Origin of the sequence: Leptospira ainazelensis, from assembly GCF_016918785.1 — a bacterium.
Taxonomy (GTDB): domain Bacteria; phylum Spirochaetota; class Leptospiria; order Leptospirales; family Leptospiraceae; genus Leptospira; species Leptospira ainazelensis.
In genome coordinates this window covers 96028-121968 of record NZ_JAFFPT010000009.1, presented here as the reverse complement: position 1 = coordinate 121968, position 25941 = coordinate 96028, and the positions used below count along the sequence as shown (strand labels likewise).

General features: G+C 42.8%; 16 protein-coding genes. 7 read left to right on the top strand and 9 right to left on the bottom strand.

Going from position 1 to position 25941, the window contains the following annotated elements:
* The first annotated feature begins 99 nt into the window (after positions 1-99).
* Together JWG44_RS02045 and JWG44_RS02040 are read left to right on the top strand one after the other, a co-directional pair.
* A complete protein-coding gene (locus JWG44_RS02045) occupies positions 100-1821 on the top strand; it encodes a SpoIIE family protein phosphatase (RefSeq protein ID WP_205273293.1) in 1722 nt (573 codons plus the stop codon).
* A 758-nt stretch (positions 1822-2579) separates the two neighbouring features.
* Positions 2580-3986: an Lcl domain-containing protein gene (locus JWG44_RS02040; RefSeq protein ID WP_205273292.1), complete on the top strand. Its 1407-nt coding sequence runs from the start codon at positions 2580-2582 to the stop codon at positions 3984-3986.
* 231 nt (positions 3987-4217) lie between these two features.
* On the opposite strand, the gene JWG44_RS02035 is transcribed toward JWG44_RS02040, so the two are convergent.
* From JWG44_RS02035 to JWG44_RS02025, 3 genes are all read right to left on the bottom strand, one after another.
* On the bottom strand, positions 4218-5183 hold the full coding sequence (locus tag JWG44_RS02035; RefSeq protein ID WP_205273291.1) for a DMT family transporter: 966 nt from the start codon (positions 5181-5183) through the stop codon (positions 4218-4220).
* A gap of 315 nt (positions 5184-5498) precedes the next feature.
* On the bottom strand, positions 5499-6263 hold the full coding sequence (locus tag JWG44_RS02030) for a hypothetical protein (RefSeq protein ID WP_232371439.1): 765 nt from the start codon (positions 6261-6263) through the stop codon (positions 5499-5501).
* A gap of 349 nt (positions 6264-6612) precedes the next feature.
* A complete protein-coding gene (locus JWG44_RS02025) occupies positions 6613-7479 on the bottom strand; it encodes a bile acid:sodium symporter family protein (RefSeq protein WP_205273290.1) in 867 nt (288 codons plus the stop codon).
* A gap of 308 nt (positions 7480-7787) precedes the next feature.
* On the opposite strand from JWG44_RS02025, the gene JWG44_RS02020 reads away from it, so the two are divergent.
* A complete protein-coding gene (locus JWG44_RS02020) occupies positions 7788-8207 on the top strand; it encodes a hypothetical protein (protein ID WP_205273289.1) in 420 nt (139 codons plus the stop codon).
* Between the two features lie 66 nt (positions 8208-8273).
* Positions 8274-8975: a lysophospholipid acyltransferase family protein gene (locus JWG44_RS02015; RefSeq protein WP_205273288.1), complete on the top strand. Its 702-nt coding sequence runs from the start codon at positions 8274-8276 to the stop codon at positions 8973-8975.
* 16 nt (positions 8976-8991) lie between these two features.
* On the opposite strand, the gene JWG44_RS02010 is transcribed toward JWG44_RS02015, so the two are convergent.
* The gene (locus JWG44_RS02010) at positions 8992-10869 is read right to left on the bottom strand and encodes an esterase/lipase family protein (RefSeq protein ID WP_232371438.1); all 1878 of its coding nucleotides are present in this window, start codon (positions 10867-10869) and stop codon (positions 8992-8994) included.
* 140 nt (positions 10870-11009) lie between these two features.
* On the opposite strand from JWG44_RS02010, the gene JWG44_RS02005 reads away from it, so the two are divergent.
* Positions 11010-12197: a lipase/acyltransferase domain-containing protein gene (locus JWG44_RS02005; RefSeq protein WP_205273287.1), complete on the top strand. Its 1188-nt coding sequence runs from the start codon at positions 11010-11012 to the stop codon at positions 12195-12197.
* 302 nt (positions 12198-12499) lie between these two features.
* On the opposite strand, the gene JWG44_RS02000 is transcribed toward JWG44_RS02005, so the two are convergent.
* Entirely contained in the window at positions 12500-13612 is a 1113-nt protein-coding gene (locus JWG44_RS02000; RefSeq protein WP_205273286.1) for a hypothetical protein, read from the bottom strand.
* A gap of 429 nt (positions 13613-14041) precedes the next feature.
* Between JWG44_RS02000 and JWG44_RS01995 the strand changes: the two genes are divergently transcribed.
* Positions 14042-14221 carry a hypothetical protein gene (locus JWG44_RS01995; RefSeq protein WP_205273285.1) on the top strand — a complete coding sequence of 60 codons (180 nt, stop codon included), beginning with the start codon at positions 14042-14044 and terminating at the stop codon, positions 14219-14221.
* Positions 14222-14249: 28 nt separating this feature from the next.
* Here the strand turns inward: JWG44_RS01995 and JWG44_RS01990 are convergent, their stop codons facing one another.
* The 4 genes from JWG44_RS01990 to JWG44_RS01975 form a co-directional block, all read right to left on the bottom strand.
* Positions 14250-15101: a hypothetical protein gene (locus JWG44_RS01990; RefSeq protein ID WP_205273284.1), complete on the bottom strand. Its 852-nt coding sequence runs from the start codon at positions 15099-15101 to the stop codon at positions 14250-14252.
* Between the two features lie 283 nt (positions 15102-15384).
* Positions 15385-15993 (bottom strand): Tom20 family protein, encoded by a 609-nt coding sequence (locus tag JWG44_RS01985; RefSeq protein ID WP_205273283.1) that lies wholly within the window; start codon positions 15991-15993, stop codon positions 15385-15387.
* A gap of 6 nt (positions 15994-15999) precedes the next feature.
* On the bottom strand, positions 16000-17373 hold the full coding sequence (locus JWG44_RS01980) for a Kelch repeat-containing protein (RefSeq protein ID WP_232371437.1): 1374 nt from the start codon (positions 17371-17373) through the stop codon (positions 16000-16002).
* A 149-nt stretch (positions 17374-17522) separates the two neighbouring features.
* Positions 17523-18407 (bottom strand): LA_3334 family protein, encoded by an 885-nt coding sequence (locus JWG44_RS01975; RefSeq protein WP_332460763.1) that lies wholly within the window; start codon positions 18405-18407, stop codon positions 17523-17525.
* A gap of 293 nt (positions 18408-18700) precedes the next feature.
* On the opposite strand from JWG44_RS01975, the gene JWG44_RS01970 reads away from it, so the two are divergent.
* A complete protein-coding gene (locus tag JWG44_RS01970; RefSeq protein WP_205273281.1) occupies positions 18701-25660 on the top strand; it encodes an RHS repeat-associated core domain-containing protein in 6960 nt (2319 codons plus the stop codon).
* The last annotated feature ends 281 nt before the right edge of the window (positions 25661-25941 follow it).

Below are 25941 nucleotides of genomic sequence, written 5' to 3'. Positions count from 1 at the left end.
TTTTGAATGGGCCGACGTTTTAGGGATTTCCGAAATAAAAACCTTTGACCTTTGTCGCCGACGGAAACAATAAAGGCCGTAGTCTTGGAATCGAAATTTATGCGGATCAAAACGGAATCGATCGAATTGGAGCGTTATCGGGATTTTTTTCTCAGCAGCGCCGAAGGAATTTGGTGTTTTGATTTGAGCGCTCCGATTGACATTCGTTTGGCGGAAGAGAAACAAGTTTCCTTTCTTCTAACAAATGCCCGCCTAACGCTCTGTAACGATTCTATGGCGAGAATGTACGGATACGGAGCGGCTTCCGAGGTCGTGGGACTTTCCCTTTCTCAGTTGATCCCTTCCGATTCTCCGGAGGATTTGGAACATTTTTTCACCTTTGTCCGATCCGGATACAATATGAAGGACGTGGAATCCAGAGAACTGGATCGTTTCGGGAATTCGAAATACTTTCTCAACAGCGTAGTCGGCGTCGTAAAGGACGGAAAACTTTCTCAGATCTGGGGTTCTCAGAGGGATATCACACCTCTCAAAAAGAGCGAAGACAAACTGAAATATTCTCTCCTTCTTCAGAGTAATCTTACCGACATTTCCAAAAGTTTTATCACGGTTCCTCCGAGAGAATTGGATCAGGCCATTCGGAATTCTTTGGAAAGGGCCGGAAGAATCTGCGACGCGGATCGTTCGTATATTATAGAATACTCAAGTTCCAACAAATATCTTTCGAACACATACGAATGGTGTAAGGAAGGAATTTCGTCACAGAAGGATTACTTTCAAAATATTCCGGTGGAACAAATCCCTAAGGAAAGATTCGAAAGAGTCCGAAAGTTCGGGTACTTTGCACTCAATTCCGTCGAAGAGATTCAAAACGAAAATCCGTTTGTAAGAAATCTATTGCTTCCACAGGGGATTCGTTCTCTTCTTATGATCGGCCTTATTTACGAAGGAAAGGAAATCGGATTTTTCGGTTTGGATATGGTTCAAAAGGACCGGACTTGGACAGAAGAGGAGATCAACATTCTCGGTTTGATCGGCGACTTGATTCTGCTTGCCTTCGATAGAAAAAACAAAGAGGGAACGTTAAACGCCTTTTACGATAGAATGCACTACGACCTCGAGTTGGGAAGGTTGACACAACGTTCTCTTGTGGATCGAACTTTCCCCAATTCCGAATTTTTCAGAATGGAAACCTACTTTCGCCCTTTTGAAAAAGTCGGCGGGGACGTCATCAGTACGATTCAGAATTTGGACGGAAGTATCGATATTCTTTTTGCCGACGTTTCAGGACACGGAATTTCGTCCGCGATGGTTTCCGGGATGGTCGTCATTTCATTTAAGAATTCTTCGAGGATCGGTCTTTCTCCTGCCGAGGGTTTGATAAGAATCGTAGAAGATCTAAAGTCTCTCGTCGTGGATCATCACATTTCCGCGGTTCGCGTAAAATACATTCCTGAAACAAAAAAGCTGATCTACGCTTACGCGGGTCATCCTCCGATTCTTCTTTTTCGAGACGGGAAAAAAATGGAACTCGACGGAATGAATCTTCCTCTTCTCGCTTTTGACGGGGCAAAATACTACGATCAATCGATCGATCTTTTGCACGGAGATCGGGTCGTGTTTTTTTCCGATGGGATGTATGAGATCTTCAATGCGGAAGGAGAGATTTTGGATCTTCCCGGTTTGATTTCGATTCTTGGAGAATATCTCGATGCCGAAACTATAGAAGAATATATCGAATTGATCGTTTCGGATATTTTTGCGTATTCGGCCGGGAACTTTGGGGATGATATCGCGCTTCTGGTGCTGGATATCTATTGATTCCTTTGTATTCTTTTTTTTACCATTCTTGATGGAAGAAGGGAATCGATTCGGAATTTAAAAGCAAATTTCGTTTCTAGGGTTTTTGATTCCAATCCGAGAATTGAGCCTGATTTTTTTTGGCGGGAGTTCCCACAAAAAAAAATGTTGTTCGAGTTCAAATTTTCTCCAGGGCTACTTTTCGAAAAAGTCGTAGTTTTTGTCGAGGAGTGGGTTTTTTCGTTCTCGGAAAGCGGGGAGTTCCCACAAAATCCGTGGTCGGCGGATTCACTCTGGAGTATCACCTTACCCACAAGTTGAGGAGTCTTTGGAATCAACAAGTCTCATCAGATTTTTTGTAAGAGTTCCTACATCGAGACTTTTTACTTGCAAAAAGTATGATTTTCTGATAGAGAAAAGTCAGCCGGAGTTTTCCCGCGGACCCGCCTCCTCCACCCGAAATTTGGGCGGGGCGCGCGACTTTTACGGAGGAACGTCGTAGTTACGACAAAGTTTTTTAAAATTCAGTTCATTTGTGGGCAAAGTTATGTTCTCCGGGGAGGGGACTGGAATCCGTGAGGATCAAAAATTGCTGAGGCGATTTCCCTTTTTCTCGAATGATTCATTTGTTCAAACCCTCGCCGCGTAAGAACTCCTATAAATCCCCCGAAAACTTAGAGAACTAACGCCTAACGTCTGTGAATTTTTTTTTCCTGATTATAAAAAACTAATCAAATATTTATCATATGGTTATTTTTTAGGTAAAAAGAAGACAAACAATGAAGATCCTGTTCCATATTCTTCTCCTTCATTTTATATTCTTATTTTTCCATTGTGCACAAGCCGACCGGGTGAGTTTTGACTCCTCTTCGAGTGCGGGACTTCTCTTCAATGCGGGTTTTGATTTTTTCAGAAATGCCGCCACCGGAAAGGAGATCACTTCGTTTCAATTTCGCGCCGGAGATAATTATCTTTTGAAGGATTATTCGGGGGTCGTCTCGGGAAATCAGATCATAGTTTCCGACTTTCCTTTCGGCGCAGTCACTCGTCTCAAAGCCACTTTTGAATCTTCTTCGGGTTCTACGATCTTTGTCGGAGGTATCGCGCAGACGAACGGCGTGTCCTCCAACGACTTTTCTTCTCCCGTTATCTACGAGGTTGTAGCGGGAAACGGTCAGAAGGAAACCTACACCGTTTCGGTTAACGTCATCACTCCGATTGCCGACGCGGGACAAACCGAGTGTTTTGACGAAACCGCTTCGGCGATCGTTTGTGGACAAGGAGCCTTTCCCGGACAAGACGCCGATCATGTCGGAATCGCCCCGGTTTTGGAAAGAACTACTTTAACAAACGATTCTTCACAACCGGTAGTGATCGATAAGATCACGGGTTTGATCTGGAAAACTTGTAAGGAAGGAACAAATCCCGTCGACTGCACTGCGTTAGCTGCTCCTTCGCTTTTCAATTATTCGAACGCGGGGACGGCTTGTTCCGGTCTCAACGTAAACGGATACGCCGGTTTGAAAAATTGGAGAATACCCGATCTTCAAGAACAATTCACTCTGGCTTCCTATGACAGCGCGGCTCCTTATATCAACATGACAGTATTCCCCGGAGGGAACGAGACTTTTTGGTCCCGTTCTTTGGCCGACCCGGCTTCTATGACTCCAAGACGCTGGGCTTTCAACTATACAAACGGTCAGAACGAAATCATCGATGAAGTAAACACACTTCCTGTTCGTTGTGTCGCCGGTGGAAGTTATCCGTCCCAAAAATTCACCGATCTTGGAGACGGAACGATTCTGGATAAGAATACGAATCTTCTCTGGCAAAAATGTTCGATCGGACAGTCCGGATCCTCTTGTCAAAACTCGACGACAACTTTCTTTGATTGGCAGGATGCGCTTTCACAGTGTAATGGATTGCCGACGACGGGAAGCCGCTGGAGAATCCCGAACGTTCGAGAGTATTTGTCAGTAACAAGGTTCGATTTGCTCTCGGGAACAAATAGCATCGATCTAAACGTATTTCCGGAAAATATCAATAACGGAAGTTATTGGACGAGCAATGTAAGTCAGTTAGCCGGAAATTTAGGCGTTTTTAGCTTCGACGTTCCCTATGCATTTCTTTCAAGAACCGACGCGATCTATACGCTCGCTGTACGTTGTGTCAAGGACGCGCCTTGAACTTCGTCCTATCTTTAGTGTTCGTCTCAAAATCCCGGATTCCAATCGGAAATTAACAAGGAAAGTCTGGTAAAAAATTTAGAAACCGCAACCGCGTAATTTGCGGGAACTCCTCCGTCCTTATTAGGAGCCTATCCGGTTTTGTGAAAGGTCATTTTTTCATCCGGTCCATTCTCTTCGTTGAAATGCGATTCTTAATATTATATTAAATAAATAGAATATATTTAAATTCTAATTTTCAGGAATATCGATTCTTTCCGAAGGTTTATTTTCCGAACCCTCGATCTTAGAATCCGGTTTCTTTTTTCCGATCGAAAGGACTCCGGCTAAAACGAGAAACGTTCCCGCCATTCCGGTGGAAGTGATGGCCTCTCCTAAGAAAATCCATGCAAGAAGAATGGTAGAGATCGGACCTACGGAACCGACGATCGCCGCACGACCCGATCCTATCATTCGAATCCCTTCCGATGTGAAGTAGGCTGGTATGACCGTCGTCAAAATCCCTAAGGCCAATCCGTAGAGATAAACCGGTCGTGATTGGACTAGGAGCGATAGATCCTTTGTAATCAAAAAATGAAACACGACGATCAAACCCGAAAGAAGCATCAGATAAGAAGTGAACTTTACAGATCCGATTTTTGGGATCAGAGATTCGCTTCCCACAAGATACAAGGAATAAGCGACCGCAGATGCGAAAACAAAAAGCACACCTTTGATCGCCTCCGGGCCTTCCGTTTGAATATCCCCCAAAAACGCGACGGCGATTCCGGAATAGCTGAGTAATATCGCGAAAACTTCGATTCCTTTGATCTTTCTTTTGTAAAGAAACGAGCTGATTACAAGAACGATGGTAGGATAGACGAAAAGAGTAAGTCTTTCCAAACCGGCGGAGATATATTCCAAGCCGATAAAATCGAAAAGACTTGCGAGGTAGTATCCTAAAAACGCAAGCGCAAATATCAGGGTCCAGTCTTTGTTCGAAAGTTTTACCGAATTCTCCTTTTTTCGGGAACGAAACGCGATCCAGGCGAAGAACGGAATCGCGAATAACATTCTCAGAGTCAGCGCCGTGATCGAATCTATATCGTATCTATAGATGAGCTTTACGAAGATCGCTTTGGCGGAAAAAAAAACGGCTCCGACCAATACGAGAGCGGCTCCTAAAAAGGGTTTCCATTTTGATTCGGACACTTCCATAAACCCATCCTCGAAAGGCATAACCTTACCCACAAGTTTTAAAGCTATTTAGAATGAAGAAGGATCCCTGTAAGATTTTTTGTAGGAGTTCCTACGAAAGCTCTGAGAGAGAATATTCCTTGCAAAATTATAATTCTGTGATATAGGAAAATTCCCGGAGGCTTCCACCACCCGCCCCTCCACCCAAAATTTCAGGGCGGGGCTTTCGTTTTACGGAGAATTGTCGTTGTTACGACAGATTTTTCTTAAGATTCAAACAACTTTGTGGGTAAGGATATCCTCGAAAGGGACGGATGTAATGAAATAAAACAAATTTTAAGAATGCCAAGGATTCTTAATAAAAATCCGTCCTTCCTCGTCGACCGATGGAAAGAATGGTTCTCCTTGTTCCGCATTTTTACGTTTGAGTTCTTTTACTTTTTGAATTTGTAGATAACATTTGCTTAGAAAAAAAGAATGCCCGCATCCCAGAAGATGATATCCTTCGTGAATCAAGGTTCCTTCGGCTCCTCCCGACAACCAATGAGAAAGCGTTCGAGTTTGTCCGAGTATATAACCTCTGGTTCCGGTTTTGGTTTCGACGGCGCCCAAAATTTGAAAGCTCGGAATTCCGAAAAAGGCAAAGAACAATCCGACGAGTTCGAATGCGGTGTCGCTTAACTTTCCACCGGCAACGGCGAGAAGCCGGTCGCAGGACATGGGAAGATCCGCGGCGAAAATCTGATCCATGATCGCGGAACCCGTCCAACCGGGACGTTCCCATTCTTTGACTTCGCTTAACAAAACTTTGATTTTATAAAGTTTTAATTCTTCGTTCCAGGTTCCGATCAGTTCTTCCAATTCATCATTGGAAACTTTTTTGTCCTTCCAGACGCAAAGTTTGAGAGTTTCTTCCTTTCCGAAATCGATTTTTTCCCGAATCGAAGTTCGGTGAAAACCGACCGTCGTACACGAAAAAGTGAAGATACAAAGTAAGAGAAGAATTTTTGCGAAGGGTTTTTGCGGAAAAACTTTTTCGTCGTTGGATTTACGAGTTACGATCACTTTCGCTTTTATGATCTTTTTGGATAAATTTTCCAAGTAAAAAAGAAAATTTTATCGAATTTCAGGATATTGAAAGTTAAGGATCTCCCATAATTCCAGTTGTGGACTTGAAGTCCGATTTCAAGTATTTTTTAAGAGAAAAACACTTTGTAGGAACAAATATCTCCAAAGAAAAAAGATTGAATTTTTTTCCGGGTGTTCTTCGAGGTTTTTCTGACTGGAATCGGATTTTCATTTTCAAATAATTTTGCGCTATAGTTTCCCCGTAAGAAAGTATATTCTAAAATTGGAATGGATCGTTTTGTCTCCGGGTTTAGCAAAGAACTTTTATCATCGAAGACAAAACGATTTCGATCAAATCCGTCGTAGTTTTTTAAAAAAATTCTTACGTTTCGTCCGGAATTCTATGCATCCAAACCGAAAAAATCGCTCCGGTTGCAAACATGATCAAACTGTAAATTGCGGAAGGAACCGCCATCGCGGCGTTATTCAGAATCGAAGACGCGATTGCAATTCCCAAGGTTCCGTTCTGAATCCCTACTTCGATCGTGATCGAAGTTCTTTGAGCCTTTGTTACTCTCATCAAAGTGGCTCCTAAAAATCCGAGAACCATCGTTACTAAATTGAGCGCTAATGCGGCAGGTCCGACCTTGATAAAAAACGGAATGATGTTCTGTCTTTCTCTTACGATCGCTCCGGCTATGATCAAAACTAAAAAGACTCCGGAAAGAATTTTTACGGATTTTTCGAACTTTTTAGAGAGATCCGGTTTTTTGGAGTTTAGAATCATCCCGATCGAAACCGGAAGAACCGTGATTAAAAAAATCTGCAGGATCGTCTGAGGAACGTTGAGTTCGATCATTTGACCGCTTCCCAAAAAATGGTGCATTGAAAGATTGAGTAGGATAGGAATGGAAACGACGGTAACACAACTCGTGATTGCGGTTAACGTGATGGAAAGGGCGACGTCTCCTTTTGCAAGGTGAGTGATCAGGTTGGAAGTGGCTCCGCCAGGACAGATCGCGAGCAACATCAGACCCACCGCCAATTCCCCCGGAAGACCCGAGAAGTCCGCGATGACCCATCCCGCAACGGGTAGGAGTAACAACTGTAAGGTGAGCCCCGTCAGTGCTGCTTTCGGAAGGATAAAAATTCTTTTGAAGTCGTCGATCGTCAGAGACATCCCCATACCGAGCATGATGATTCCTAACGCGAGCGGAAGAAACACGGCAGTTAGCAAATTGGATTCCATAATAATAAACCTATTTTTTGTTTCAAACTCTGTATAAAAACTTTTGTCTCCAGTCGACTGAATTTTTGATTCTTTCAAATTTTACATTAGTTTGGGAACTCAGATTTCTTTTTTATCGAACGATTGAGCGAAATCGTATAAGAATTTGGGACGGTGTTTCCCAAAACCGCCCTCGGGCCTCTCGATGACAAAAAGTCCGGAGCAGATTTCGATTCTATACAGAATCGAATGTTCTTCTTTTGTAATATCTTGACAAAGTATTTTTTGGAAATATATTTCTTGTTCTTCTTCTACTATGGAAAAAACCGATGAAAAACTTAAAAATCACTTACCTCGCTCTTGTTTTCTCCTTAATCCTATTCGGAGTCGTGTTTGTTCTTTCAGCCAATGTATCCGGAAATCGTTCCAAAGATTTGAGCGGTTTTGTTCTGGGTGCAAGCATGTTCTTGTTACCCGTCGCTTGGTATGTCCCTCTTTTTTTTGCGAAGAAAAAATTGATTCAGGAGAACTTGGAACTCAAAGACAAATTTAATTCCTATTCTCAATCTAAGATTTTATCGGTTATCTTTTTGGATTTCGGTTATACGATCAACGGAGTTTTTTATTTTATCTTCGCGGATCCGATTCATTGGATCGGAATGGGAATTTTCTTTTTCGGAATTCTGATTCTTTTTCCTAGGAATAAGGAGTTTGTATCCTTATACGATTCCCGTGAAATCTATCCTTGATTTGTGTCGAATCGGATTCTAAAAAAGAGGTGATGGATTTTCGAATTCAAAAAAATCTCGTGTTACATGGAAGAAAATTCTAAGTTAGACGAAAAACAATCGTTCAAAAGAAAATTTCTGGTTTGGTTGATTCCTTTTCTCGTGGTCAATCTTCAAAGACTGATCGGTTTTACTTCGCGAAGAGTCAACATCGGAGACGGAAGTTTGGACAAACTCCGCAAAGAAAAAAAACCTTATATCCTTTCGATCTGGCATACCAACGTTCTTTATTCTCCTTACCTGAATCGTAAGGCGGGCGTCGCCGTTTTGATTTCCGAATCCAAGGACGGAGATTTTATCAACGAAGTCGTTCACCGTTTCGATAATTATAGCATTCGAGGAAGTTCTTCCAAGGGCGGATCCAAAGCTCTGAAAGCTCTTATCGTTCATCTTAAAAAAAATCTTCCTGCGGCTATCACACCCGACGGACCGAGAGGGCCTGCGCTCGTGGTTCAGCCCGGTCTGATCGCCTGTGGTCAGGTTTCTCAGGTTCCCATCGTTCCGTTTCACTACGAATGCACGCGTCAATGGATCGCCGAAAGATCCTGGGATAAGCATAGAATTCCGAAACCGTTTACTACGTTTGTCGTCTCTTACGGAGAACCGATTTTGATTCCGAGACAACTGGATGAAAAAGGTTTTGAAGAAGCGCGTCTGGCGGTCGAAAAGGCGATGTTGGAAAACCGTCAGAGATGTATCGATAAAGCGGAAGAGTTAAGAAAAAAATAATATTCTAATGCGGGTTCTAAGGAGTTCCCGCTTTTACGTGTTCGTTTAGAATCCTTTTTACCTCCAAAAAAGTGGGAAGGTGATTCTGGACCGAATGTTCGGACTGAATGAGTAATTCCGATTCGGGGTGTTCAAGATGCGAACTTTCGTAAGGAACGACCGAATCGCTGATCCAGTCCAGATCCGCAAGTTTGGAATTTCCGATGATAGAATGGAATTTTACTAGCGGTTTGTATTCCCCCGTAACTTTCATAAAAAGACTTTTCGGCGCGAGTCCGTCGACTCCGTAAACTCCGGGAACCAAATCTCCTTCCTTGTGGTTTACGATCAGAAATTTATAACCTTCTTCGAATTTTTTTGCGACTTCCTTGGGAAGAATAAAAAGAAATCTTGCGATCGTTCCTAATATTCCTTCCGCCAAACTGGATCCTCTGTGCGGAGTTGCGATAAAGATTGCCCTTTTTACAAAAGGCACGGGATCAAAATCGAATACTCGATTGATTTCCTTTTTGTACTCGTCGCTCATCGATTCATAAGCGGAGTTGGGAACTTTTGCGGCGGTCATCCATTCTTCTTTTTTTCCCTTTGTTACGGCCAACTTCGCGATCAGTCCTCCCATACTGTGACCTACTAAAACCATTTGATCGAAACTTTTATGTTCGCGGTTCGGATCGTAGACCTTTCTCAAATCATATAACGTATCTCTAAAGTCCGCCGCGGAAAGCAGCATCGGATTTACGGTAGGATACCAATACACCCAAAATTGATATTTTTCCTTGATGGCTGGGTCCGCGAGAAGTTCGTTGATCATCGGAAACCATATAAACGGAGAAGAAGCGAGTCCGTGTAAAAAGACTACTGGTATTTTATCCTTACGATAAGGATAAACCAGATAAAGCCCCTTTCTCGAAATGCTTGTCTCTCCGTCGAAGATCGCAAGCAAACTGTCCCGCTTTTGTGCGATCGTCAGCATATAAGCGAGCGGAGTGGTGGTATCACTTTCCATCGGAAGACTCATTCCTTCAAATTCGATTCTATCCCGAAAGACGGGATCAAAGACGTGAATCTTCGCTTTTAGATTCATCAAGTCTCTGTTTCCGAGATAGGATTCTTCCAGACTTACAAACGCGGTTCCCGGATAGGCTTGTCCGACTCCGTTGATAAACTCGTATTGGATTCTTTTTTGAGGTTCGTTTTCCGGAAATTTTCGGATGAGAATCAGAGGTGTTCCGATTCCGTATTTGCTGATGTGGTTCGAAAATCCCTTCGTTCTATAATCGTAAGCGACTTCGATCTGTAAAAAATTTTGCGGAGTCCAGGAAGTTTCCACCTCGGCTCCGTCCATCACAAGACTTCCTCGGATGAGGGGAAGATTTAGATCGGTGACTTTCGCCAATTTTCGATTCTTCTTCGCATAACGGACCAACTGCGCTAAGGAGCGATTGTATGTAAGAAGCGCAAAACGGAACTCCGCGGAAAACGGATCCGGCGCCGGCGTCGCTTTCGAATCAAAAAGATATGTATAAGAATATACTAATGCTGACGCATACATTTTCGCAAACTGGGGATCTTCCGTATCCAAAGAATTTCCGGCGAGATAACAAAGTTCCGAAAGATAGTAAGCGAGTTCTCTGGACTTATATGCGAGAAGACGATTGTCCAAGTCGTAGATTACGACCAAGGGAGAATCCTCGAACTTCTCGTCGAGATCGTTGCTCTTGAGATAACGCATCGTAAGAAGACTGAGTTTGTTCGAAGAAACTCCGCTTATGTTGACTAACTTTTCCTGTTCGAACTGGGAATAGTTGGTTCTCGAGTAAGTCGCACAATCAAAGAGGACAAAAGATCCAAGAAGAATCCAAATTCTTAAAAGAATCTTACAATACGAATTCATCCCTCAATCAGAAGCAGGACGCTTCCGGTTGACAAGTCAAAAAGAGAAACGAATCGCTTTTCCAAAAGAATACGATTCGCTCAAAAGAGGAAAAAGTTTTTACCATAGACAAACTTTCTTCGATCCACAAAGTTTGTATCGTGAAATTACCGACATACACCGCAAAGAGTTTGATTCTACTTTTGTTTTTATTTTGCTCCGGCCGGAAGGAACAAAATTTTGGTCCCGGTTTGTTCGATGAAGACGGATCTCTTCGGGGTCATTCCATGGTTGCGATGCGGATTCCTCTCGTTTTTGTTCCCGGTTATAAAGGTTCCGAACTTTTTCAAAAAACCGAATCTGGTTCTTTGGATCCGATTTGGCTTACACCCTGGCAGGCTTTGAATTTTACGGCTCCCGATTTGACTCTGAAAAAGAAAGATGACGTTCAAGTCGGCGGCGTCTTGTCATCCGTTACTCTCATTCCTTTTTTGATCGATGTAAAAGTGTATCAACCTTGGTTGCAATGGCTTTCCACTTCCGAAAGAATTAAACCATACGTATTTCCGTACGATTGGAGAAAGGACAACGGAGAATCTTCATCCGCGCTCGAGACTTTTTTAGAAAAGGTTCAGAAAGAAAACGCAGGAGTCGCGCCCGTTCTTGTCGGTCATAGCAACGGAGGAAACCTTGTCCTTTCCGTTATCAATCGTAAACCGAACTTAGCTTCGAAGTTGATCTTTGTCGGCGTTCCCTTTCGCGGCGGAATCGGATTTATGGAAGACCTGGTTTCCGGAGTTTCCACCGGACTCAATCCCGAGATTACGAGCGCTTGTGTCGTCTCCAGTTTTATTTCGGTTTATACTTTTTTCCCGAGGGAGGGAAGTTTTGATACGAAGGAATTGATCAAAGACGCAGATGATAAAAATATTACATTCCGTTTTTTTAATGCTTCCGATTGGGAGAAGTATGAGTTGGGGCCGTATTCTCACGAAGCCCATTGCGAACCTCCGCCTTCTTTGAAAGAGTTTCAGTCGAGATTGGATTTAGCTCTAGCGTTTCGAAATTCTCTCGATCCTAAAAAAGGAACTCAGTATCCTCCGGTTCTTGTAGTTCACGCTCAGAATCGACCAACGATGCGGGTTTTGAAACCCGAAAAAAATCCGGATCATTGGCTTTGGGATTTTAAGAATGCAGTGAGAGCGCCCGGCGACGGAAGGGTTACGTTTACGAGTTCGATTCCTCCCGATGAAATCGTTTACAAAAGTTTTCTTTCCGATGCTGAGCATTCTTCTTTGTTAAACGACCCGAAGGTATGGGATAGAATCTATTCCTTTCTTCACGAATAAGAATGTTCTGAGGAATCTTCCGTTTTTCTAAATTTACATACTATATTCTGAATGCGCTTGAGAATTTTTTTGGATCGTGTTCTCAAGATTTCGCACAAATGAGAACTTGAGGGATTCTCTTTTAAGACGATCCGGCTTTGATCTTGAAAGTTCTGAATTCTTCCTGAACAACTGTGATTGTTTGAGAAGTTATTTCCTAAGATAAAGGGATTCCTTCCAGAGAACGTTTCATTTTTTTGTTTCGATGTTGAAACTCTTTTGAGAAACGGAATCGATCTAAAATAGAATCCCAATTCTTTCCTTTATCTTCCGATCTTTGCTTGCAGTTCCTCGTGAACGGTTTTTCCGTCGATGACTCCATCCACAGTAATTTTGCGATCAATCCTCAATGTAAAAATCGAAGAATAGTCCGAGGTTTCTTTACTCGTAAAACGAACGTGATCAAAACGAACCAATTTGGATTCTAACACTTCGTTTATTTTTTCCGGATAATTTCTGCGTTCGATCAGCAATCCTTCCGGCGCATGAATATCCGTAATCTTTTCGTAAGTTGTGGAACCGTCTTTGTTTTCGACGCTGCTCGTTTTTGTCGTGATCTCAGCCGTTCCCGATTTAACGATAATATAACGGGAAAGGATTCTGGCGCCATTATGGAACGCTTGCTGCGCTTGTTCACAAGGAGTTAAGTTCGGATCGTCGTAAGGTGAAGTAATCTCGGAGACTCCTTCCGGAGTTAAAACCCGAACAAAGGCAGCATCATCGGTTGTTAATTTTCCGTAATCTGTAAACGTAAAGGAGCCGGAAATTTGAGTCGTTCCTATAAATTGCGATCCGGACGGCGGGAACGGTTTACGAGATCCATCGATGACAACCTGGCCTCCGTCGGCGACCGTGGCAAAACCTTGAGAATTTTCGAAGGTACTTACGAATGTTTGCTGAATGGGGCAGGTTAAAAACGGTCTTACGGTTTGATCCATCATAAAAAAGGAAATCGATTCTCCTTTGATGTCGCCCGCTATCTCGAATGTGCCGTTTCCATCCGTTCCTCCGTTTCCGCCGTCGATCGTAAAAAAACTTCGACTTTGTGCGGATCGTTTTACGGGACTTTTTAGAATCGAGCCTATTCTTGGATCCGCCACACTCGCCAATACATCTAGATCGGATATGGAAAGAGATCCTGCCCCAAGATCCGACGTTATAACGTGGATATGACTTGCGGATGCCTGACTATTATCCGAAGCAATCTTTCCCGTTTCGCTCAAACCGCCGGAAATGCTGAATTTCGGAGCCAATAATAAAAACCCTAAAAGATCTTCCATTGAGGGTTCTGCCGGACCTTTTTTATTCGAAGTACAATGAACCGATAAGAAGATCGTTATCGATACGATGATCGTTTTTGAGAAATGGAGCTTCATAAAATTTACCTCTTGTCTTTGAAAGGCTTACGCTTTCTCATTCGATTTTGTGTCTAAGTAAAAGGATTTCGGCCGAATTTGATTCCTGAGAACGGAGATATGATTCTTTATTTTGAACGTTTTGTTCTTAGAATGTTGAAGAAAAGTTTATATTCTTAAAATGGACTTATCTTTGGAAGAGATCAGAAGTATATCGGATTTCCGGAGAAAATCTTTTTTGAAAGGAGCACTTTTTCTACGGACTTGATGCGTCACTTTCAATCATTATAAAATTCGTAAATTCGGGTGGGCCCGGAAATTCTATCTGAAAATGGAAACGTTCGAATTCGGATTAGTGAGACAAAATTCAAAATAAGATAGAAATTTGATTCTTACTATACATCCTAAGTCGTAGCGAGTCAGTATTAAGATTCAATCTCTTGCAAGGCCATGAACCAAGATATCCTGAAATACAACAACAGCTTAGAATCCAAAGAGGAAAGAATCATTTGTGAAATCCTCTTTCAAGAAATTCACCTAAAATTTCCCAAAGCCGAAAATAAAATCTGGCACGGCCATCCTGAGCATATTTTACAAATAGAATATACAAATAGATGCATATTCTATTGAAGAAGGAATTTTTGAAACCGCGGCATTGTCAGAGATTGAATCCGATTCCAAACTTTGCGGAATATTCCTGAAACGACCAGATATGTCTTTGTTTTACATCGAGCAGATTATGAAAACTTCCGGCTGTCTCCGCATACGCATCATAATTGTTTCCGACCGCTTCTCCTAAAAGATAGATTTTTTCGGAAATAAAAAATCTAGATCCGATTATAATGCTCGATTGTATTATTTTAGTATTCTGAATCGAATCTCTCCCATAGCCGGCCGAAAAACGGATATAAGGATCGAATACAGAGTTTTCAAGAAAGTGGTATGAGAAATGGAAATTGAAAGTTCTGATTCGTAAGAACGAATTATCTTGATAGGTGATATACGGCAGGATAGACTCTAATTTGACGAGTTGATCTGTTGGTATATTCTGAATTGCGGGGGAAATGGATCGAAGAATTCCTAGGTCAAAAGAATAACTAAGCTTTGGATAAGACAGGTTCGAGGCTTGGTATTCCGAATTGTTCAGACTCAAGCCGAAACCAAATTTGGATTGAAACAAATACTCAAAGAGAAAAGAAACGTTTTGCCCGTTGATTTTCGGTTTTGGAGCATTGTTGAAGGCATAAACGCTTGCAATCTTGTCTTCCGTTGTTCCGAATTCCGTCGAATAAGGGCCGATAATATTCACGTTATCGTATTTTACTTCCCGGTCCATAATATCGCCGCTGTCATCGATTTTGCGCGGACTTGCTTTAGAATATTTTATCCCTTCTCCGTAAGTGAGTTCCATAAAGAACGGACTTCTTTTGTTTTCTGCCGTTAAGCCGAAGGAAGTGAATAGGATTCCTAATATTAGGATTTTAAACGGCGCTTTTCTCTTTTTTTGCATTTGCAAAATCTCCTGTGAGGGAATCAAACTGCGGACACTTTGGATCCTGGTTTGGCAGTTTGTGAAAAAATCGGGTTTAGTTTTTGATTTTGTCAAGCGGTTTAAGGATTTCATTTTACTCAAATTTAAAAATCATTAATCAATAATATAAAATGAGACTATGAAGTATGAGTTGAGATTCCTCATTTTATCGTAACCGCTTTATTTTATAATTTCGCGGGTGCCCATCTTTTGTAGATGATTGAATTCAGGTGCAGGTTATACGAAACCGAGAAAGAATCTTCTATTTTCTTCTCCAAAGAAAAATGGTGAAGATCAAATTCAAAATAGAAAAGATCGTGAGTAAAATAACTGCAATCTGATAAAATTTTTCTTTGGAATGGCTCTTTTCGTTTTCTTGGTGGTAGCTCCTTGTTTGCGGAAGAATCGAATTCAATTCTTCTTTGATATCCTGAATCGAACGATAAATCTCCGAATCCAAAAGAATCACGGTATTTGACCCCGATCCTTTTCCGAAAGAAGTTTGCCCAACCCCTCTCTGGCTTGGCATTTTTCGCAGATTCTCAATTTCTGATTTCAGTTCTTGATTGAGCGGCCATTTTAGATATGCTTTCTGAAAAAACTGTTTGGCTCGGTCGTAATTTCCCCGTTTCTTTTCTTCTCTTGCGATTCCGATCCAGGCTCTTGTAAGAATAAATTCTGCTTTTGGATCCGAGGGATTATTTGTGAGAAGTGAGATGGCGAGGTTTTCCGCTTTAGAATATTGACTTTCTTCGAGGAGGCGTTCACCGTCTTCATGGCTTCCTGCCATCACGTTTTCTTCGGAAAAGAGGCCAAACGAAAAAATGAGAAAGAGTAGGGAATAGAGAAGTATTTGAAAGATCGATTTCATTGTTTCTTACCTGTCGATTCGAATGACTTTGTGAGCATATCGCGCTCTTGGCATTTTCTGAGTTTCCAGAGTCCAAGTGCTCGCGATCGGATTTTGAAGACCGATGGAATAAACGGTATCTGTGGGAATATTTAGAGCGGAAGCTCCGCCAAGGACGAATAACTTTCTTGTTTCATACGAGGCTTGGGTTCCTGGATAATAAACGGAAACCGGAAGAATGGGACCGATGGTGAAAAGACCCGTTCCGATTTGAGAAAAGTCGGTTCGGTTCGAAGGTGTTATCGAGCCAACGGGTTGCAAGGTGCTCGTTCCCGTTGAGCCTCCGATGACTGCAAACCATTCTGGATCTGTAGGAAATGAGTCCAAGTTTAGAGGTTTTACACAAGCGGAACCGGATCCGTGCCTTGCTAAGTTGATCGATGGTTCACCAGCACTTGTTGTAGAATTTACGGAAGGAACGTATCCGTCTGCTGTGACTTGAGCCGAACCGTCTGCGTTGAATCTTCCACCCGTAAAGAGGATTGAACCGTTGAGTCCACAACCTGCCATATCGATTCTTGCAAAGATCGCAGTGAGCGAAACATAACTTTGCCAAACACCCGTTGGACCGATTCCGGGGAAGAATCTGGATACTGTATTTAAAACGGTTCCCGTTGTCATGTCCGTTGTTGTGGTTCCTGCAATGATAAAGATTTCTTCTCCCACGGAAGCAATGACTCCGCCTTGATTTGCGGTTGGCATTTCGGCTAACGTCTTCCACTGGTCTAAATAGGGGTCATAGACTTCGGTTTTTCGAGAAGCAACATAGATTCCGGCTTGTTTTTCCAAACCACCAATCACGTAGATCTTTTCTTTGTGCGAAACAACGTTTGCGAATGCGCGAGGAGTTGGAATCGAAGACGCCGCTGGATACCAAGTAGAAGTTACCGGATCAAAAAAATCAATTTGCGAAACAGGATTTGCATCGGCACCGATTCCTCCCACAACCCAAAGTCCTCGGGTTCTATTTGGAAAATCGCTTACCCAAGTTTTGAATGCAATCGGAACCCCTTGGAGATTGTTTATATCCGAAGAACAAAAGACCGAAGCTATATAATCGGTGTTCGACTCTAAATTATGAAGAGTCATGGAGTGAATCTTTGCATTTTCTAAACTAATGCTTGCTGATTCAATTCCACCTCTTCCATACACGACGGAACCAGGTTGAGAAGACGAACATTCCCAACTGATCGTTGCCGTTTTTGGTCCTAACTGAGTTACGAGTGCTAGTGTTACCTTTGCCGTTTCGGAGTCGTGAATATTGGAAAGAGGAGAGTTCTGGCATTCAACAAAGAAGATTCCAAGGAATAAGATTAGAATAGAATATATAAATTTTTGCATATTCTGGAATGTATTTTTTATCAAGGTTAAAAGGTGTGATCCCATCTTTTTAATAGTCCTCTTTCTTGTGAAGGAAATGGAAAAACGAGAAGTTTTGCATTTCAGAAAAAAGGAAAGGAGAAAGAAAAAAGTAATTTTGAAAGAATAGTTCATAAAAGAAAACCCCAAGAGATTCTAAGACCGGTTCTGCAAAGAGAATCACCGGATTCAATCGTGCACTGTGAACGAACTCCGAGCCTAAGTCGAGATCCGTTGTTTAAATCCCAGGCCCATCCAACTTCGCCTAACAATTCCGGATCGGTTCCGTTTACGGATCTGGAATCACTTTTCCATTGAATTGCGGTAACTCCTCCGCCAAACAAGAAGTAGGGGGCAGAGGAACCAAATTGTTTTCCGAGATAGAAGGATTGATTCCAGAGGCTGATAGAACCTTGTGTCGTGGAAGGAGCCACTGCATATTCTGAAAGAAATCCAAAAAACCAAAGAGGTCGGTTTAAAAATCCTTTTTCTAAAAAGAGTCCCGCTCCTGCGGTCGCTGGATTGCTTTGAAACCAAGCTCCGTGGTTTGCCTGAGCAAAAAAACTACCGCCGACATAGAGTTGATTCTCGCCCGACCGACCCGAAAGATATTTATCAGGCAAATCCGGACTTTCGTTGTCGCTCTCTAAAGATTTAGAATTTGAATTTTGAATCTTTGCTTTCTCGATTTCAACAAAGCCGAGTTCAGTTTTAAAAGTAATTTTGTCTTTCTTCCTCTCTACGATGATCCCGCGAACGGAACTTCCGTCTGTAAGTTGGAATTCCGAATATTGATAGGAAGACTCGGGGCCTTTCCTTGCGTAATCGATTCTTTGAATCTCAGACTTCGGGATTCTATACAATCTTCCTTTCCAACGGAGACTAACGGTGTCCGCGCTTTCGTTGATCTCTTCGATGAGGAATGCGTCGCCTGATTTGAGAAGAAGCTCGGAAGAGAGAAGGGGAGTTGCTAACACTATTAAAGAGACAATAACGGAAATATAGAGTTTATTCACTGGTTTAACAACGAATCAGATTTTTTTATGTCCAGCGGTTGAGTCTATTGGGATTTTTACAAGGAAAATAACGTTCTTGTTACAAAACGGTCTATTTATAATCATAAATGATTTTATATATGAAATAAATTTCATAAAAACTGTCTGGATCATACTTATTTTCTAATATAAGAATTATAAACAAAAGAAGACATGGAATGGAAAAAATTATTCCTTATTTCTATTTATCTATAAATTGTGTCATCTACATTGAATTGTGACTTTAATTTTACGTGAATTAGGAATTTTCCCGAATGAATCGAAACAAGATCGCCGGAATCATATCCGTTATTTTCCTTTCTCTTTTCTTATTAAATTGGATCAGTCTTCGACCGGTTTTTAGTTTTTTCTCTTCCCTTATTTCCAACGAAGAAAGTTCGATTCCTCTCCCTCTTCCCGCGATCAACGTGGATCATACGGGTAAGGCATCCTTTTCGATTCCGATAGAAGCGCCTCCCGGTGCGGGGGATTTGGTTCCGTCTATTTCTCTCAGCTATCAGTCCGGAAGTTCCGATTCGGGATTTTTAGGGAAGGGTTGGAGCCTTTCCGGTTTTCCTAAGGTCAGTAAAAATCCTTCATTCGGAATTCATAATGGAAGCACCGATCAATTTACGAGCGATCTAACGGGAGAGTTGAGAAGTTCCGGCTCGGGGGTTTTTATGACAAAGACGGAAACGTTTCAAAAGGTCACGAAGAATACAAACGGATGGACGATTCGGGAAAAGACCGGTCTTGAATCCTCTTTTGGTTCGATTCCAAGCTCTTTTTCCAAGGCCGTCGATTCTTCCGGAAATGAAATTGCGTGGGCCGTCGATCAGATTCGAGACCTCAACGGAAACGGATATGATATTACTTATTTCGATTCGAGAACGCTTCCTGAATTCGCTCCCAAGGAAGTCGTCTATGTTCATGGAAACGCAAGGATCGTCTTTGAATACGAAAGCCGCGGTAACAGCTTCTTTAAAATTTTTAGACTTTCTCAAGGCGGAGAACGTAGAACTCAACTTTCAACCATCCGTGTTTTTGCAAAGGATCAAACGGGAACCGAAAGGGAAACCGCGAAGTATGAGTTTTCCTACGATTTCGTAGGCGGAGACTTACTTCTGAAAACGATCGAAAGAGACAATTTTAAACCTCTTACCTTTGCTTACACGAATTCGGCCGCTTCGGCCACAAGCTATTCCGCGCCGAGTACAAATTTTCAACTCACATACCGGGTTCTCGATTCTTCCAAACAAAGGGATTGTGATTTTGGCGCGTTAGTCTGTCTTTGTTCTTCCAGCGCGGCTTGTATGGCCGCGTCCTTCGGTTTGGCGGGAGAAGTTTGCCGTTCGAGCGTGGAAAGCCTTGGAGACGTCTGTCAAAACGGAATTGAAAATTCGTTTACGACCGCGGTGGACGTTTCGGGGGACGGGGTTCCCGAGTTTATCCGAGTTTTGGGGGATCGCAACGGTCAGTATTTTTCCAAACTGGAAATGAGCCTCTGGGAAGCTTCGACTGCCAACCTTTCCGTGAACAACGACACGTTAGGCGACAGACTGGATCTCAACGCGAACGGAAAAATTCTTCCGGGGGACGTAAACGGAGACGGTAAAATGGATTTCGTGGTTCTGGAAAGAAACGGTCAACCGGTTCGCATTTTTTTCGGTCCTAACTTCAACTCGGTTTCTGTTTCCTCCGTGCTAACAAATATTCCAAATCTTGCAAGTGATACTCGGAATCGACACTACGTAAGCGATATCAACGGAGACGGGAAAGCCGACTTTATCCAGGCAGACGATCAGCTTCGATTGGACGTATATCTCTCCAACGGATCGGGTTTTAACTTTGTTCAGAAACTTACGATCTCCGATTTTGGATCCTACTTTCAGCAGTTTATAGATTTGGACCAGAACGGAGTCCCGGACTTTGTTAGAATCGACGGAACGACCAATCAGAGACTTCTCGTGACTTTTTTCGATTCCAACGGTAGCACGTTGCAGGAAATCGAAACTAACGAATTAAACGAAGGAAATTTCGGTAGGATCGGAGATCAATTTTTCTCGGACGTAAACGGGGATGGTCTATTAGATTTTTCTTATTTTTCACCGGCGGACGGGGAAAGAGGATATCTATTCGTTCGTCTTTCGGACGGAAGAAGGTTTCATCCGGAATCCGGAGGAGGAAGCAGTAATTTTCTAAACAACACAGTCGCAAGCCAAGACTTGCAGAATATGAGTCTTCCTTCCTCGAGCGGTTACGCGCTCTACGACATCAACAACGACGGTTCTCCAGATCGAGTCTACTATTTCGGCGACTACTATCAAGTTGAGATTTACAAACCGTCCACGGATTCTTATCTTCCCCCTTTCAATGTAAACTGGTCCAATGATACGGTATTGGACATCAACTTCGACGGAGAGGACGACAAGGTGAGAGCTGGAACTTTTTTCTGGCAACAACAGGTTCACGTCTGGTTTGGACCAAACGACACTTTTCACTCGGTTGACGTCAATCCGGCGGCGATGACTCCACCTCCCGCTGACATGAATGCGTTAGCCGGAATGTCTGCGATCGCCTATTCCAATTGGTTGAATCGAAAGGAATTTGCGGATATCAACGGAGACGGAAGAGCCGACTTCATTCGCTATCACAACGGGGTCGTTCGAATCTCCTTTAGCCAACCGAGCGCGAGCGGAGTTCCTACCTTCTCGGCAAACAGCGATGTTGAATATTCGACAGAGGCCTTTTTGCAAACTGCGGATCTAAACGGGGACGGAAGAAGCGAACTCATCGGTTTACAGGCGAGCGCTTTGGGAATGGCGGTTCCGATTCCGAGCCATATTCCTTTTATAGGAACCGTTCTTTATCGTAACGTTCCGTTCCACACTTTTTCCAAACCGAATCTCATTCGATTCCGACCCGAGGTTCCAAACGGACTTCTTTCTTCCGTGGACGGCGCGTATGGAAGAAGAGCGGAAATCGCGTATGACGTTGCCAAACAAAAGGTGACCCCGACCTCATACAATTCTTCCAAACCGAACGTACTTCCGCAGGTGAATCCCGATTTTGTAGTTTCCAAAGTTGTGGAAAAGGCTGGAACTCAAGTCGACGAGTCCAGAACGTTTCAATACAGATATCCTAAACTTTTTTGGAACGGTCTTAGAAATATCGGTTCCTTAGGATATTCGGAAATCGTTCAGACCGATTTGATTCGAAACGTTTCCACGGTTTCTCAGTACGGGGACAGCGCTCTCGAACTTGCGGGTGTCGCAAACTACTCGGCGACATTCAAGAATGGAATTCTTCTTTCTGAAACGACAAATAACGTTTCCAGGAACGTCCTGGGAGACGGAACGATTCGAGTTCGTCAAACGGGAAGTTCTCAAGTCGATTATCAAAACGGAACTCCTCTCAAGACGATTAACATCTCCCTGAGTTACGATTCCTACGGTAACGTTTTGAACAAGACTACCGATATGGGAAGTTGTGTCATCGAGGAAAGAACCGTCTATGAAAACGATACGACTGCTTGGGTGATCGGAAAGCCGATTCGGATGGAATCATACAAAGACGGGGAGCTATTGTCTCAAAAAGAATATTCTTATTCCGGAATATTCTTAAATCAAGAGAAAACTTATACGGGCGGATCTCAGTGGTCGGTGCAGTTGATTCTTCAATACGATTCTTATGGGAATCCGGTTCGAATTCAAGATCCGAGGGGAAATATCATACAAATTGAAATCGATAACGTCGTTCACAAGTTTCCCGTAAGAATCACGAACTCGCTCGGACACTCGACTACTAAAGAATACGATTTTACGAGAGGTTTGGAGATCGCCTCCGTGGATATCAACGGGAATCGTTCCGAAACTCACTTTGACAAATTCGGAAGAACTCTCGAATCGGTTCCGGCGGGGATGAGCGATCCTTTGGAAGAAATCGAATACAACAATACGGGTCATCCGACGGATCAAACCGTTAGAACAAAAATCAGAAGAGAGGATGGAGAAGAATCCTGGACTATGCAATATTTTAATTCCCGAGGCCAATCCACAAGAAAGGAAAGTAGTCTCGTGGACGCGGCGGTCCTCGTGGAAGAATCCATCTACGACTCGGAGGGAAAATTGATCAAAGCGATTTCGCCTTACGTGCAAGGTCAAGCCCCATTCTCCTGGAACGAATTCGAATACGATTCCGAAGGGAAAAAGAAAAAAGTCACTGGAAGCGACGGAACGGTCATTGAGTTGGAAGTCAACGGGTTTGATTCCACACAAAAGGTTTCTCAGAATGGAAGTCTCGTCTCTACCGTCGTTTCCTTCGGAAACGAAAAGGGAGAACTTTTAGAAAAAGTCATCGAGGGAAAATCCACGAAATTTCAATACAAGACAAACGGAAAGATCTCGAAGATTACGGATCCTGATAACGGAATTACTACGATCGACACCGATTTTATCGGAAGACAGACTCAGATCAGAAATCCGAATACGGGAACCGTTCAATACGTCTACGACGCCGTCGGCAATCTTACGGAACAAAGATACGGAAACGGTTCGGTTGTGGAATTTCAATACGATTCTTTGGGTCGTGTAACGATCGTTAGGGGAACGGCCACAAACGGAGAAACCGAAACTCAGGTTTACGAATACGACGATCCGAACGTTCCCAACGGAAAGGGAAGACTGACTAAAGTCACTGATGCGTTAGGCACCACCGAGTTCGGCTACGACGAAAGAGGAAATCAAACTCTTTTGAAAAAAAGATTGAGAGAAGACGATCTGACGTTCTTTATCGAAAAGACGTTTACCTTTCAAAATCAGATCGCGAGCGTGAAATATCCGGACGGTACTCTTGCGAAAAATCTCTATTCCAAAGGAGGTTATCTTTCAGGGATCACCCTGACTCCCGGAAACGGAGAAGGTTCCGATCTTCCTCTGGTTCAATATAACGGTCCTCTTGTGGATACAAACGGAGTGAGAATCGAAAGAATGCTCGGAAACGGAGTCAATACTTCCATCCAATTCGATCCCGCTAAAAAGAGACCTCTGGGACTCATCACAAAAAAAGACAACGAGGTCTATGAGAACGTTTCTTACGAATACGATCTGAGAGGGAACTTTACAAAGATTGAAGATAAGATCGTTCCCGGCCGAAGCCAGACTTTTACTTATGATTCTCTCAACCGAATGACGCAGGCGATCGGAAAATACGGAACCGAAGACTATCAATACAACGATTCCGGACAACTTCTTAAAAAAGGAACTCAGACTTATAGCTACACGGATCCTTTGCACAAGACGGCCGTTACAAGGGTAGTGAACCCGACTCTCAATCAGATCGTAGATTATTCTTACGATGTTGCGGGGAATATGATCGGCAGAAACGGAGAGAGCCTGGAATACAATCCGTTTCAAAAATTAAAGAAGATGAATACTCAAAACGGAGAAACGATGACGTTTGACTACGATTTCTCGGGAACGAGGATTCGAAAGATAAGATCGAGCGATCAAACCAAGACGATCAGCCTGGGAGGTCTTTATGAAATTGTAATGACTCCTGGACAATCTCCGCAACATACCCTTTATTTCCGAGGTCTTTCCGGAGACTTGGTCGCTCAGTGGTCGAGGACCGATGCTGCTCTCCTTACTTCGTTTGTTGATTCTAAAAAAGAGGAAACTTTGCTTTCTTGGTTCACGTTAGGGACGAGTGATTCGGACGGGGGTTCGGCGGACAAAAGTTTCGGTCAAGGAACACCCGGATCAAACAAAACTTCGCATCACAAAAAGAGTTTTATCTCGTCCTTTAAAGTAAAGACGTTACAAATTCTTTCTTCCAGTCGAATTGCGACCGCGAACACGTTTGCAAAACTTTTCACTTTGAAGGGAAAGATCGTTCTCTATTCGGTAATTCTCATATTCGGGATCGGGTTTATTCTCTTAACCAAAGAAGAAAAACGTTATTCGATTCTACTTCGATTTACAACTCCGCTTTTGCTTCTTTCTTTCGGCGTTTCGAGTTGTTCCGTGTTCATGCCCAAAGGTTCCGGTGATCCACCTTGGCTCATCCCACCCGCAATTCCGGCTACAACTCCATCGGTCGCACAACCTTACAGTCCTGGCGGAAGCGGCGGCGGTTCATCGGGTGTACCAGTGAGTGGAATGGTCTTCTTTCACCCGGATCATTTAGGTTCGATCACGATGGTAACAGACGGACAAGGAAACAGAATCGCCGGTGGAGAAATGGGCGGAGCTTCTCATATCTCATACAAACCCTATGGCGAGATCCAGAGAAACGATTCTTCCGGCCCCGATATCTTTCGCTACAAATACACGGGGCAAGAAGAAGATCGTGAAACCGGACTTTATTACTACAAAGCGAGATACTACGATCCTCTGATCGGAAGATTTACGCAAGCTGACAGCGTGTTTGACACGACCCGTCCGATGGCGATGGATCTTTACATGTATACGGAAGGGAATCCAGTGCGATACAGGGATCCGAGTGGGAATGTCAATGTTTCACATATGTTTGGTCAAATATTTAAACATATGGTTGGCGGTCTCACTAGTGCTGCAAAAGGAATCTCTGGGGCCTTTAGAGAAATTGCGAGCGGTGGTAAACATACAAAAAACAATAATAGTACTGGTTTCGGAACGTTTGGTAGGAAAATAAGCGAAGCAGGAAGATTCTTTAGCAATATTATTTATCATCCGGAATACTTGCTTGGAATCCTGGAAGGGATCGTCGATTACACGGTATCCGCATTATCCGGTAACAATCCTTCAATCCACTATGCTCGAGGCGGTTGGGCGGTTAAAAACTCATCGTTAACTGGCGTCATGTCTCCTGGATCGTACGAACAAAATGGCGTTGCTCATATTGAAAAGGGTGAAAGTCAAGATACGATTAAACACGAAATGGGTCATGTAGATCAAACCTTTAGCGGTGGTGGTTGGTCAGGGAGTAGTCACCAATTATTGGTTGAGATGGATTCCGACTTACGTTCTGGAACTTTTAATTATGGGGCCACTCGATACCTATTATACAAAATCCTTCCTCCTGAAGTCTTTGCAATTTATTCAGGATTAGCTTCATATAGGGATCCACAGTTTATAAGCATTGCAAATGCTGCATTCACAGGCAGAATGTCAACGTATGAACCAATTTTGTACTTAGATTTTTTACGTAATTATTACACTAAAGAAATAGTGGAGGCAAATAGCGGACCATGGTAAATTATGATAAACTAAATTTCAAATACGTAGTAGCAGGTAATGATCTTAAGAATATGAGCAAATATATAACTTCAATAATTATAATATTACTAATATTTAGTATGGATTGTAAGCAGAGTGATAAAGATAAGAATTCGAATGATTGTCTTGCGGATTATTATCTTCTGAAGCAGACGTTTAATGAAAATTCTACTGATGATGTCATCAGCTTAATCTCTTTATATAGCTGTCTTTCCAAAGCGAATTAGACTTTGCTAAAAAAAATATCTTTTGTCACACGG